Below are 12,174 nucleotides of genomic sequence, written 5' to 3' on the forward strand. Positions count from 1 at the left end.
TCGGACTGTGGCCGATAACCAGGCAGCTTGCCGCGGCTCATTCAACAGAGCGTGACCAGGATGTGGTTCCGCATGTTGGTAGCAGAGGACCTCTTAGGACCTTGGCCAAACAATGCGATCAAGCGCAACTCGCTCATGAATGAGCGCCGCAATCACAGCAACGAGCCCCCTGGCTCTTTTTATGCTGCTTCGGATTTGATGTAAGGTGTGATGGGTAATGAATATTGAGAAGGCCAGTCATTTGGAAGTTTGAGGTTAGGCGTAATCATTGCGCATAAACAGGACGACTATTAAAAAACGGACGAACTCTGTGCACACCCTTCCCTGCTCAAACAAAAAGATACTGTACATATTTGCTTCGGTGGGCGTGCTGATTGCGCTCTCCGAAGCGGTATACGACTTGGCATTTGCCAACCTGGCCTACACGTTGACGGGCTCAACCCTGTCCGTCATGACGACGTATGCAATAGGTTACAGCGCTGAAATACTGGTCACCCTGCTAGGGGCGGGGTTTATTGATCGATTTGATAAATGGAAGCTGTTCATCGCCACGCAGATCATAAATATCATTGTTTTTACGGTGGCTGTTACGACCCTTTCGACGCCAGGCAGTTCTGTCGAACAGGTATGGTTATTTGCTTTCCTGGTTGACCTCGTACATCAGTACGTCCGGCTTATCATGTTTTCCTTTATTCCTTTCCTCTTTTCAAGGGAGGAGATAATACGGGTCAATGGCTTTCTTGCAATTATCAACGGTGTCGCCAGAGCGGTAGGGCCTGCCATTGGTGCGCTGGTGATTTTCCAGGTCGGCTTGTCCATGGCTCTTACTGCCTCAATCGTCTTCATGATGGGCGCTTTGTTTCTTGCGCTCAGTCTGTGGTCAGTGGCCGCAGGCACGAGTGTTACCCGCCCAGATGTCGAGTCTTCATCATTCAAAGCGCGTTTCCAGGAAAGCGTGACCGGCGCTTCGATGGCAACCGTGAACCTCCTAAGGTCCTCGCAGTGGCGTAATTTCCTTGCCTCTTACTCTACCTGCGTTCTGGTGATAAGCGTGCTGGCGCTCTTGTGGATTCCTTTTCTCCGAGATTTCCATGCGTTTTCTCCCGAGCAAACAGGTTATCTTTATGCGCTCGGAACCACTGGCGCAGTACTGGGAGGATTTACGATGTCGTCTTTCCAGGACAAAAGCCTAATCACCACCATACTGTCCGCCCACGCGTTAATGTTCACCGGTATCGCAATGACCCTGTGGTTCCGAGGAAGTTTCTTATGGGTGGCTGTCGGTATGTTTCTATTCCAGTTTGGTACCACTGTATATTTTCGCAGTACAGCTAGCGCCATTCAGCTTACGTTACCCAAGGAGATCATTGGAAGCTGGTACGGCGCCATTGATTTCATGAGTCGTTTTGCAGGGCTGGTGGGCGTTATTCTGGCCGGTTGGTCATACGATTGGATCGGCGCGTACTGGGTGTATTCCGTGTTGTTGGGGCTCCTTGTCCTAAGCGGACTGGCATGGAAGGCAGGAAATCAGGTCGCCTGGTTGAGCCCTTCCTGAATGAGGCTCCCGGGTTGTTCGCTCTGTAACCGCACCCAGGCGACCAATCAAATCCCGCCCACGACCCCGACCCTTCTATCAACTGCCCGCCGGTGCAGCAGCGCTATCAGGCACAAGGCCGTTACCGACAGCCAGACGCTAACCAGCAGCACCGGTTGAGCGTTGTCGCCCGATACCCACTGCGACGCAAGCAGCGGCCCGAAGGCGCAGCCCAGCAATTGCATGCCGGGAATGAGCCCCGCGATGCGTCCCGAGGGATCGATTTGAAGCGCAATGCGTACCTGAAACGGCGTCAACATCAGGTAGATCAGGGCAAACAACGCGCACAGGCCCAGAAATACGTTGATCCCCTGATCGGCCGTTATGTACATGCCCAATGCAATGCCGGCCAGGAGAAACGCTGCGATGGCCAACATCGAGTAATCAGGCACCCTGCGTACCAGCAGAATGCCCAGGCAGCCGCCCAGCACCTGCATGAACAACATCGCGGACACCAGCAATTGCGCCGCATGAGCGCCCAGCCCCGCGTGGATGCCCAGCGGTTCCAGATACGCCCACAACCCGCCAACGGCCGAGAGCTGCATGAACACCAGCATCAGCAGCAGCACTTGCTTCAGGTTCCACCTGAAACCTGCTGTATCCGGCTGCCTGTCAGGCTGCTGCGGCAAGCGTCCAGGTAGCCAGGCAACGAACAGTACCGAGCTTGCGGTCAGCATTCCCAGAAACACGAACCCTGCATGCACGCTACGATCAGGCAGTATCAGGTACGCAAGCGCGGCGGCCATCAGTGCCTGGGCTAGCGTCTGCACGACCATGAACACCCCTGCCACCCGGTCCGGCGCCGGCCCCTGAACGATAAGGCTGACGGCGCCCCATAACAGCAGGCCCTCGGCCAGCCCTGCCAGCGCACGTGCAGCGGTCAACGGCCCGTCGCCGGTGACATTGGCCGTGACCAGATCCATTCCGGCAGCGCACAGGATGGCGATGACTGTCAGCAGGCGCAGGTTGAGCATCGACCGCAGCAGGTCGCCCAGCACCACACCGAGCCCCAGCGCGACGATTTCACCCATCGCGACCAGCCCGACACCTTCCAGTGATACATGGTCTTGCGCCAGTAACTCGCCAAGAAGCAACGGTTGCAGCCCTACCATCAGCACTGCGACAGAGCCCAGTGCCAAGGCGGCACTCAGGTGCCTGCGAGTTACAGCGGACGACGTTTGCATGGCATGCGCCTCTTCGGAAGTTTCAGTAACCGCGGGTTTCGGGCGGAATCCGGCCTTCGGCAAAACACTGCGCCGCCCGCTTCTCGTCTTTCATCAGCCTTCCGTTGGCCACCAGCACCACCCACCAGGGCAGTAACGTAAGGTGCGTGCCGCATGCCTTGGCCAGCGTATAGGCCTTGGCGCATTTTTCGAACAACTCTGCATTGAGGACCATTCGCGCCCCTGTAGTGCCCATTACCACCGGGGAGCTGTCGATCACCGCAGCATTTCCCCCACGCTTCAACAGGCGCGCCAGCGGTTGCTCGGAACTGGCGGGCGTGGCCATATGGCCTATATGGCGTGCCTGCTCATCAAATAGAATCGGCAGGACTCCGCCAAAATCCACCAGGCTTTTGGCAAAGGCACCGCCGCCAAGCAGAACGGCGCCGACGTCAGCCCGGGCGCGGTAGATCGCCGCGTGCGTCTGGCCGTCGTCCGCTGCCGAGTCGTTGCAATCAACCACCTGCGGCGCCAGGTCATCGAGTTTGCCCAGCCACATGCTCTGTTCGCCCGGCAATCGCAACGAAACACTGCTGTGCGAGTCCACCTGGCCCATCAGGCGTTCACGCAGATCAAACCACTGCTGTCGAAGTGAATCGCGCATGCTGCTCACCTCACACCAGTTGAAAGACAGCGTCGAAGCGTTCGAGCGCGTCGTCGATGACATCGTCGGTGTCAGCCAGGCTGGTGTACAAACGGCTGCCGGCCAACGTGATCAGGCCGTGAGCGGTATACGCGGCGCCCATCTCTTCCATCATGTGCTTGCGGGTCTTGGCTTCATTGCGCGCCCTCAGCAGCTTGAGCGGGTTGCCGGTATCGAGCAGCAGGACGCCGGACGTCTGCAGGTGAACAATGGAGCCCATGTTGTAAGCCACATAGGGCAAGCCGCGCCGGTTGATGATCTCTTCCAGTCCTGCACGCATGCGGTCGCCCGCCCTTCCCGCCAGCGCCGGCGCGTTCAGGCGGCGGGCTTCGACCAGTGCGTAATAACCAGCGACGCATGACAACGGATTGGCCGACAGCGTACCGCCGACGAACGCCCGTCGCGAGGATGTGCCGATGCCACCGGCAAGCAGTTGCATTACGTCCCGGCGCCCGCCAATGGCACCCGCCATGGGGTAGCCCCCGGTCAGGCATTTGCCCAGTACCGTGATGTCCGGCATGACATTGAAGTAAGCCTGCGCGCCGCCCAGACCGGCGCGAAATCCGGTAACCACTTCGTCGAAGATCAGCAGGGCATCGAATTCGTTGCACAGCGCGCGCAGTTGTCGGTTGAAGTCGGCGTGCACCGGACGCGTACCGCTTTCCGGGCCAAAAGGTTCGACCATAATGGCTGCGGTGCCACCACGCAGACGATTGATTTGCAGCCTGCGGCGCAATGCATCGAGATTGTTGGGCGGGCTTTCCTGAGTGTTCGCGGTGGCGCCTCGCGGGATCCCCACCGCCTCCATGCGCCCGGTGCCCGGCAAGCGCATGCCATAGACCAACTGGTCGCTCCAGCCGTGGTAGGCGCCGCCGATCTTGATCACCCATTTCTTGCGGGTATAGGCACGGGCCAGACGAACTGCAGCCATGACCGCTTCAGTGCCCGAGCCCAACAAGCGCAGCATGTCGACACCCGGCATCAATTCGCAGACCAGTTCCGCCAGTTTGACCTCGTATTCATGCAGCAAGCCGGTCACCGGCCCGCATTCGTCGAGAATCCGGTTAACCTGTTCGCGAATGGCCGGGTGATTGGAGCCCAGCAACGTCGGGCCACCTGCCTGCAGGAAGTCGGTGTAGCGATTGCCATCGACGTCGGTCAGGTGCGCGCCGTGGGCCTGGGCGAAGGCCAGCGGGAACGGATAGTTGAACGCCAGGTTGTGTTGCACGCCCCCCGGTATGACCTTTTTGGCTGCCTCGGAAAGCCGCTTCGAGCCTTGGCAGCGCTCGTCGAAATAGCCCATGATTTTGTTCATCGCGTCGCGCTTGATCGGGCGAATCGGCTGTTTCACCAGCTCATCGAAGCGGCGATAGAGTGAATCGACATCGGGCCATTGCGACACGGCCGATGCGGGAATGTCAGGGATGTTGGCGGGGTCGAGAGGTCTGTTCATGATTGAGTCTCTGAAAAAGTCTGAGGGCTGAGGGCGTGCGAGCCGGCACTGGTCAGGGCGTCGATCAGGCGTGCTATTGCAACGCGTGATTCGGGTTTGCCACGGCTGTTGGCTTTGATCTGGTTGAGAAGATGGTCACGACAGAATGTTTCCAGGTCTTCCAGGCGCTTCAGGGTGGTTTCTATGTCCGGGCCACAACACAGAACGCCGTGATTGCGCATCAGGTAGGCGTTCTGGTCAGGCCGGATGGTCTTTTCCAGCTTGCCCGCCAGCCAGCCGGAACCGGATGGTGCATAACCCACCAGCTGAATCCGCCGCCCTAGCGATTGCCATAGCGGCGGGTAAGGTACGTCCAGCGATTTGCCGAACAATGTGCAGGCGCTGGCCAATGGTTGATGGGTATGAATGCTGCAATTGACGTCCGGGCGACTGCGCAGGACTTTCGCGTGCAGCTCGCTTTCAACCGAGGGCGAACGTTCGCCCGACAGCTGCTTGAGGTCCTTGAGTCGCAAGACGCAGACGTCCTCTGGCCGCATGCTGAAGTAGTCGGTGGCCGACGGAGTGACCGCGATGTGCAATGCGTCGATACGCAGCGCAAGGTTGCCGCCGGTTGCGGCAAAGAAGCCGCGGCGTGACAGATGCCGCGACAGGTCGACGATCTGCTGTTGAACATTGCTCATGGTGCCGTCTCCTGCGATGGGTTCAACCTGCGATAGAGCGGCGCCAGACGTTTGCGGACTTCCTTGAACGTGGCGAAGCGGTCGTCATACAGGTTTCGGGTTGATTCGGAAGGTTCGTACAGCCGATGCGGCCGTTGCAGGGCCGGCAGATCGTTGAACTGCAGTTTTTCGAGCGCTACCGCAGCAATGAAGGCCGCACCGCGTGCGTTGGTCTGAATCGGGTTATGCGGCTGCTGAATGACCCGCCCGCAGACATCGGCCATGATCTGGCACCACACATCCGATTGCGCTCCGCCCCCGGTGGCCACGATGACTCCGCGCGACTGGCCGATAAACTGCGAGAACGGTTCCAGCATCCAGCGCGTGTTGTGCGCGACGCCTTCCATGAAGGCCCGAATGATGTCTTCCCGCGAATGCTCCAGTTTCAGGTTGATCAGGCCGGCACGCAGGCTCGGATCACCTACCGGAGAGCGCTCGCCACACAGCCAGGGCGTGTAGATCAGCCCCCGCGAGCCCGGTGGCACTCGGGCGGCGATACGGTCCAGCAAGGCGTACACGTCCGGCTGCTGCTCATCGCTCAACAACTCGTCCGGGTGATACAGCACCTTGTCGCGCAGAAACGACAGATTGGCACCTGCCGCCGATTGCATCGCCATCGCCAGATATCGGCCCTTGACCGCACTGGGTACTGCAGCGATGTGATGGCGTACGCTGGATTTCTTGAACGGCACGTGAGCGCCGACCCACGAAGAGGTGCCCAGATAAAGATGCGGTGCGAAGTCGCGCACGGTGGCGCCAACGGCCACCGCCGAGGTGTCCACGGCACCCGCCACCACGGGTGTGGATCGAAGCAGCCCCAGGGCATCGGCAAGATCGGGCTTCAAGGTGCCGATGATTTCCGTCGAGCCCACCAGCTCAGGCAGTTTGCCTGCTTCAATACCCAGTGCCCTGATCAGGCTGGCGTCGTAACGGATGTGATGAGGATCGCGATTGTCGGTCACCCAGGCGGTCAGCATCGAATCACCTGTGGCGCAGAAACGCCCCGACAAGCGCATGTTCATGTAGTCGAGCACATTCAGAAACTTGTGCGTCTTGTCATACCTTGCCGGGTCGTGGTCAAGGATGTAGGCCATGTGCCCGGCCGAGTCCATGCCCGACAGTGACGCTACCCCGCCGGTCAGTCGCAGCGATTTCCAGAGTTTAAGTGGCCCGTAGCCACCCAGATTGCACCAGCCTCCGCCCATGCGTTTTTTGATCGAGTCGGCGCCGCGTTTGTCCAGCCACAGCAGCGCCCGGCCAATCGCGGTCCCCTCGCGATCGACACAGACCGTGCCTTCGCTTTGCGTCGAGCAACACACGGCCACCACCTGCCGACGCCTGAGCGGGTCGGCTGCCAGCAATTCGTGGGCACCGAGCATAAACGCGTTCCACCAGTCCTCGGGTTCCTGCTCGGCACTCAGACCACTGACGTGCAGCGGTACACCGTGAAACGCCCAGGCGCGGATGTCTCCCTCCATGGAGACCAGTGCGCATTTGCAGCCGGACGTTCCCAGGTCGATCGCGAGGACGAGTTGCTCCAGGCCGGTAGCCGCCTCAGGCGTCCGGGAAATGAAAAGCGAAGTCATAAAGGTCTACTCAGAATGTGCGGGAAATCGACGCTACCCAGCGACTGCCGTCCGTGGTGCGCACATGTCCGTCGTCCTCGGCCATATACAGCTCGCGCGCCCTGGTCTTGGTCGTCACCCAGTCAAGCCCCCAGTCGAAGCCCCACCAGTGGTGGACCAGACCTGCGCCATAATCGGCAAAGTCGGCTTCCGAGAAGTTTTCGATCTGTTGGTAGCCGGCGTGCAGCTTCAGATTGGTGTTGATGCCCAGCGCGTATTTGTAGTCGAGGTCATAGAGCATGCTGCCCCGGGAGTTGCGATCACCCTTGGCATAGCAATCGAGGCCTTTGGTCGGGTCATCGCGGAACTGCAATTGCGCGCCACACACCCCGCCGCTGTTGGCGCCCCGGTAGTTTTTCGAGAGGACCCGGGCGATTCGCCCTTCGAGCGCGCCGTAACCGATTTCAAGCACGGCGAACTGGCTGTTGTAATTGGTCGAGTGCTCTTCACCTGGTGTGAACGTCTCGAAATCGAACCGGTTCGGCGCCTTGAACTGAGCCCCGGGAAACATCTCGGCCGCAAGCCCGACGCCGTAGTGCCAGGCATCCGGATCGCCGAAGCGATAGCCGCCAGCCAGCAGTACACCTGCGCCGTCGCCATCAAGGAACTGTTTCTTGCTGACCGTGGTAAATTCGGCCAGCGCCACCAGGCCTGTTTCATGGGCGACCTGAATGGTCACTTTGGCCCCGGGGCGATTCAGCGAATCTGAAATCCCGCGGGTACGAATGTCCGAGCTGACCTTGGCGGTAACATCCACTGCGTAGCTCGACATTTCATCGGCGATGGCCAGCGTCGGGCCTGCTGCGGAGCACAGGGCTGCAGCCATTACATAACGGGTTGTATAAGTGCGCATGATTCTCTCCCACGCTAAAGTGCCGGATTTACGATTTGCAAACCGGGGCAGGAGGCAGTGTTGCGATTCGCTCGAATTGCTCTGTCTTGCCGAGAACTTCGGTGCCGACAAAAGCCCTTACATTGAGGCGTCCGTCCTTGACTCGAACGGCGCCCTTATATTTTTTCTGGTCACGCGGGTCGTACACCCAGCCATCGCGCCAGGCGTCCTGGTCGTAGCGGGTCAGCTGCAGAATCTGTACGCCGCAATCACTCGACGTCGAGGCCGCATCCTTGACCCAGACAATCTTCCCGCAGATAGCGCCGGCCTTGTCTGCGCAGTCGTCAAGTCTGACCACCGCGTCCTTTTCCGCCGTCAGCCAAAGGCCCTTGGCCTCAAGCGGACCGGCAGCAGCATGAATGCCGGTGGAGCACATCAGAACCGAAGAGAGGAAAAGCCATTGCCGTACGTTCATAGCGTCACCTTTTTTATTTTTTGTTTTGACAGACCGTCACAATAACGACGCTTCAGTTATGATAGTCATCGCTACACGATAGTTATAACTATCATTTTGTCGTGCAGCAACTGTTTTTTGATCCTCATGCTGGCGCCCCACTTTTCTTGACAGGTATTTATGGCCAGGCTGAAAACCGAAATCCTTCCCGAGCAGATCGCCGGGAAAAGCGTTGAACGCAAGAAGCTGCCCGCGCAGCAGCGTGCTACCGAAACCTACGAACGCATCCTGGTCGCCACGGCAAATACCCTGTGCGAGGTCGGCATAGAGCGCTTGTCGACCAATCTGGTATGCGAACGGGCCGGCCTCACGCCGCCCGCGCTGTATCGCTATTTCCCCAACAAGTACGCGCTGCTGACGGTGCTGGGCGAGCGCCTGCTCGAAAAACAGAACGAGCGGATCGATCACTGGATCACCCCCGAGCTGATTGCAGGCACGCCGCAGGCGCTGGAAAAGGCACTCGCCGAGCTGATTCTGGATACCTACCGGGTCACCGACGGCACACTGGGTGGCATGTGGACGCTCAAGGCACTGCGGGCGGTTCCCGCGCTGGAGCATGTACGGCTCGACTCACACCGCAGGGTTTCCCAGGCCCAGGCGGCGATCATTGGCAGTGCTTTTCCAGACGCCGATCCCGAGCGCATCGCCATGGTTGCCCGCGTCGCGGTGGAAATGATTCACGCGACCATCGAGTTGCTGTTCGATGAACCGCTGGAGCCCGCGAAAACCTGCGCAATGGTGGCTGCGATGATCGTCAGTCATCTGGATCGCCTGGCGTCCGAACCCGCGCATGGCGAGCAATGAGTGGCATGCAGGTTGGCCGTTTGGACCACGTTAACCGGCCGGTTCGCCCCTCCATCGGCCGGTCAGGGTTCTATACGGTTACGTGAGCCAGGAAATACACACCACTGCTGACGCGTCTGCAGTTGCGGCAGATTCCATCGCCGTCATGCAACCCCTATAAAAACCACGCAGCCACAGGAGCAGCGTCATGAATCAACCCGCCAGGGTTCCGCCAGCCACGACGTTCCACGCGGCCGGGCTAACCGAACTGTTCGAGGCACAGCAGGCTGCATTCCTCGCCCAGGGTGCGCCTTCCTTCGATCAACGAATCGCAGACCTCAACGCCGTTCTGCGTATGGTCAGCGATAATCAGGACAGGTTGCTCGAGGCGGTCAGCGCAGACTTCGGCAACCGCTCGTTCGACGAAACCCGGCTCGGTGAATTGATGCCGGTGGTCAACGGCATCAAGCACATCCGCGCGCACCTCAAGGCGTGGATGCGCCCCTCCCGGCGCAAGGCGGGTATTGCTTTCAGGCCCGCCACAGCCCGGGTGGTTTATCAGCCGCTGGGCGTCGTCGGCATTCTGGCCCCGTGGAACTATCCGCTGACGCTGACACTGGTGCCCTTGATAGAGGCGCTGGCTGCGGGTAACCGGGTAATGATCAAGCCTTCGGAACTGACACCCCGAACCTCCGAGCTACTCAAGCAACTGCTGGGCGAAGCCTTCCCGGCTGAACAGGTTGTTGTGGTCACTGGCGACGCCACGCTGGCGGGCCAGTTCAGTGAGCTGTCTTTCGACCATCTGCTGTTTACCGGCTCGACCCACGTAGGTCGCCAGGTCATGGCGGCGGCCGCACGTAATCTGACACCGGTCACACTGGAGCTGGGCGGCAAGTCTCCAGTGGTGGTGTGCGACGATTTTTCGATCGGTAAAGCCGCGCGGATGATCGCTATCGGCAAACTGTTCAACGCCGGCCAGACCTGCGTAGCACCTGACTATGTGCTCGTGCCGCGTGAACAGGTGGACAGCTTTGCCAGCGAGTGGCTGGCTGCAGCGAAAAAACTTTACCCGACCCTCGATGGCAATCCGGACTACACCTCGATCATCTCCCAGCGCCACTATGACCGGCTTATCGCGATGGCCAGCCAGGCCGTCGCGACGGGGGCCAAGGCATGGCAACACAATGCGCCTGCGACGGCGGGCGAACGCAAGATCGCACCGATGGCACTCACTCAGGTGTCCCTGCAAGCAGATGTCATGTGCGAAGAGATTTTCGGGCCGCTGCTACCGGTCCTTGCGTATGAGTCGCTGGATGAAGCCATCGCCTTTATCAACGCGCGCCCGGCACCGCTGGCCCTTTATTGCTTTTCCAACGATCAGACCTCTGTAGACCGGGTGCTGAGCCGCACGCGGTCCGGCGGCGTGACCATCAATGGCACCATGCTGCACGCGACTCAGGATGACCTGCCTTTTGGCGGTGTCGGCGACAGTGGCACCGGGGCCTATCACGGCTACGAGGGCTTCGTTCGTCTGTCCCACGCCCGCGGGGTTCTCAAGCTCGGTCGTTTCAACATGTCCGACAAGGTCTCGGCACCTTACGGTCGGCTTACGCGCCTGGTGACCCGGTTCATGATCGGAAAATAGACGCATGCCAAATGTTATTTCCCCGCCATGTCGCGACTTTATGTGCACATGCGCGGGGATCTTTTTCACTCCCTACTTCCCGTCACAACATCAGGCGATACGAGCTGACACTGGTTCGCCCGACCGCTTTCTGCTCCCTCCTTGCCCACCGTCCGACCGATAACCATCACTCTTTCTGATAGTGAAGTATTTAGGTAACCTCAGGACGATAGTCTTTGCTGTACTTCACTGGCGGTGCTCTAGCGAGCATCTAACGCTGATTTCGTGCCGGAAACGCCAACGCCCAAGTTGATGTGACTGCGCCATGCTTACAGCGTCTACACCCTTGTCAGCAGTTTTAAATTCATGGATGACTACATGCCTAACACACTACTTCCGCAGATTGGCAGGGCCATAGCCAGCATCGGTAGCGGGAATTTTTCCAGTATGTTCCACAAACTGATCGACACTCAGCTTGCGGTAGATGCCACGCACCTCTCCTCCCTGCCACAGCCCTGGCAAACACCACCTGCCGCTGCACTAACGGTCTTTAACGAGACCGTGACGTCATCACGGGGCACGCTGTTGCTCAGTGACTCGATTCATCTTTACCCTGATCAGGCCTCGGAAAGCTTTAGCTGTAAAATAACGGTATTTCGGGCGCTTCCCGCGCACGAATTTTCAGAAAAGGAACGCCGGCAACTAGGCGATATTTCTCCTCTGCTGTTTTCGATACTTGAAAAACATGTCAATGCCCTGCAATCGGCAATGCCCGGCATCGAGCCTAAAAAGCCGGAAAGCATTGAAAAGCGCTTTCAGGAACGACTGCGCGAAACAGGACTGACGTTATCCGAACGCGAAACCCAGGTGTGCCTGGGACTGCTCGCCGGCCATACTGCACTTGAGCAGGCCGAGCGGCTCGCACTCAAGGTCAATACCGTGGGCAGTTACCAGCGCCGCGCGGCGATCAAACTGGGCATCAGCGGTCGCAATTCACTGATGCGCTGGATGTATGGCTCATCAGCGGGCGTTTTTTCAACCTGCTGACCGCCAGTCGATGCAAAGGACGGGGCGATATCGATCGCCCCTCCCGGATCCGCCCTCACTGCCTCCGATGCCAGACCTCCTTGCGCTTGCAATGGCTCATGCCCCATATCCCCCGGT

The 12,174-nt window shown here is 59.3% G+C and carries 11 protein-coding genes; 4 read left to right on the forward strand and 7 right to left on the reverse strand.

Annotated elements, in window-relative coordinates; translation table 11 throughout:
- The first annotated feature begins 310 nt into the window (after positions 1 to 310).
- Positions 311 to 1,555 (forward strand): MFS transporter, encoded by a 1,245-nt coding sequence (locus P406_RS05420; protein WP_046235576.1) that lies wholly within the window; start codon positions 311 to 313, stop codon positions 1,553 to 1,555.
- Positions 1,556 to 1,602: 47 nt separating this feature from the next.
- Here P406_RS05420 and P406_RS05425 read toward each other — a convergent pair whose 3' ends face one another.
- From P406_RS05425 to P406_RS05455, 7 genes are read right to left on the reverse strand one after another with little or no spacing between them, the layout of a single operon-like run.
- Entirely contained in the window at positions 1,603 to 2,778 is a 1,176-nt protein-coding gene (locus P406_RS05425; RefSeq protein ID WP_046235577.1) for an MFS transporter, read from the reverse strand.
- Positions 2,779 to 2,800: 22 nt separating this feature from the next.
- Positions 2,801 to 3,421, reverse strand: coding sequence for a hypothetical protein (locus tag P406_RS05430; RefSeq protein WP_046235633.1), 621 nt, complete (start codon positions 3,419 to 3,421; stop codon positions 2,801 to 2,803).
- A gap of 10 nt (positions 3,422 to 3,431) precedes the next feature.
- On the reverse strand, positions 3,432 to 4,913 hold the full coding sequence (locus P406_RS05435; protein WP_046235578.1) for an aspartate aminotransferase family protein: 1,482 nt from the start codon (positions 4,911 to 4,913) through the stop codon (positions 3,432 to 3,434).
- On the reverse strand, positions 4,910 to 5,593 hold the full coding sequence (locus P406_RS05440) for a class II aldolase/adducin family protein (RefSeq protein WP_003416683.1): 684 nt from the start codon (positions 5,591 to 5,593) through the stop codon (positions 4,910 to 4,912). The genes P406_RS05435 and P406_RS05440 overlap by 4 nt, the downstream gene beginning before the upstream one ends.
- Entirely contained in the window at positions 5,590 to 7,218 is a 1,629-nt protein-coding gene (locus P406_RS05445; protein ID WP_046235579.1) for a xylulokinase, read from the reverse strand. Before P406_RS05445 ends, P406_RS05440 begins: the two co-directional genes overlap by 4 nt.
- A 10-nt stretch (positions 7,219 to 7,228) precedes the next feature.
- Entirely contained in the window at positions 7,229 to 8,110 is an 882-nt protein-coding gene (locus P406_RS05450) for a TorF family putative porin (protein ID WP_046235580.1), read from the reverse strand.
- A gap of 28 nt (positions 8,111 to 8,138) precedes the next feature.
- Entirely contained in the window at positions 8,139 to 8,564 is a 426-nt protein-coding gene (locus P406_RS05455; RefSeq protein WP_046235581.1) for a DUF2147 domain-containing protein, read from the reverse strand.
- Positions 8,565 to 8,723: 159 nt separating this feature from the next.
- Between P406_RS05455 and P406_RS05460 the strand changes: the two genes are divergently transcribed.
- The 3 genes from P406_RS05460 (at position 8,724) to P406_RS05470 (ending at position 12,057) form a co-directional block, all read left to right on the forward strand.
- A complete protein-coding gene (locus P406_RS05460) occupies positions 8,724 to 9,407 on the forward strand; it encodes a TetR/AcrR family transcriptional regulator (protein WP_046235582.1) in 684 nt (227 codons plus the stop codon).
- Positions 9,408 to 9,594: 187 nt separating this feature from the next.
- Complete coding sequence (locus tag P406_RS05465) at positions 9,595 to 11,031, forward strand: coniferyl aldehyde dehydrogenase (RefSeq protein ID WP_046235583.1); 1,437 nt, start codon at positions 9,595 to 9,597, stop codon at positions 11,029 to 11,031.
- 357 nt (positions 11,032 to 11,388) lie between these two features.
- Positions 11,389 to 12,057 (forward strand): helix-turn-helix transcriptional regulator, encoded by a 669-nt coding sequence (locus P406_RS05470; RefSeq protein ID WP_032698894.1) that lies wholly within the window; start codon positions 11,389 to 11,391, stop codon positions 12,055 to 12,057.
- The last annotated feature ends 117 nt before the right edge of the window (positions 12,058 to 12,174 follow it).

The organism is Pseudomonas syringae pv. coryli str. NCPPB 4273, from assembly GCF_000972175.1.
GTDB classification, from domain to species: Bacteria; Pseudomonadota; Gammaproteobacteria; order Pseudomonadales; family Pseudomonadaceae; genus Aquipseudomonas; species Aquipseudomonas syringae.

Excerpts from the sequence above, each read along its gene's own strand:
- P406_RS05435 (WP_046235578.1), bottom strand. The coding sequence starts at position 4,913 with ATGAACAGACCTCTCGACCCCGCCAACATCCCTGACATTCCCGCATCG.
- P406_RS05470 (WP_032698894.1), top strand. The coding sequence starts at position 11,389 with ATGCCTAACACACTACTTCCGCAGATTGGCAGGGCCATAGCCAGCATC.
- P406_RS05460 (WP_046235582.1), top strand. The coding sequence starts at position 8,724 with ATGGCCAGGCTGAAAACCGAAATCCTTCCCGAGCAGATCGCCGGGAAA.
- P406_RS05425 (WP_046235577.1), bottom strand. The coding sequence starts at position 2,778 with ATGCAAACGTCGTCCGCTGTAACTCGCAGGCACCTGAGTGCCGCCTTG.
- P406_RS05445 (WP_046235579.1), bottom strand. The coding sequence starts at position 7,218 with ATGACTTCGCTTTTCATTTCCCGGACGCCTGAGGCGGCTACCGGCCTG.
- P406_RS05430 (WP_046235633.1), bottom strand. The coding sequence starts at position 3,421 with ATGCGCGATTCACTTCGACAGCAGTGGTTTGATCTGCGTGAACGCCTG.
- P406_RS05465 (WP_046235583.1), top strand. The coding sequence starts at position 9,595 with ATGAATCAACCCGCCAGGGTTCCGCCAGCCACGACGTTCCACGCGGCC.
- P406_RS05440 (WP_003416683.1), bottom strand. The coding sequence starts at position 5,593 with ATGAGCAATGTTCAACAGCAGATCGTCGACCTGTCGCGGCATCTGTCA.
- P406_RS05450 (WP_046235580.1), bottom strand. The coding sequence starts at position 8,110 with ATGCGCACTTATACAACCCGTTATGTAATGGCTGCAGCCCTGTGCTCC.
- P406_RS05455 (WP_046235581.1), bottom strand. The coding sequence starts at position 8,564 with ATGAACGTACGGCAATGGCTTTTCCTCTCTTCGGTTCTGATGTGCTCC.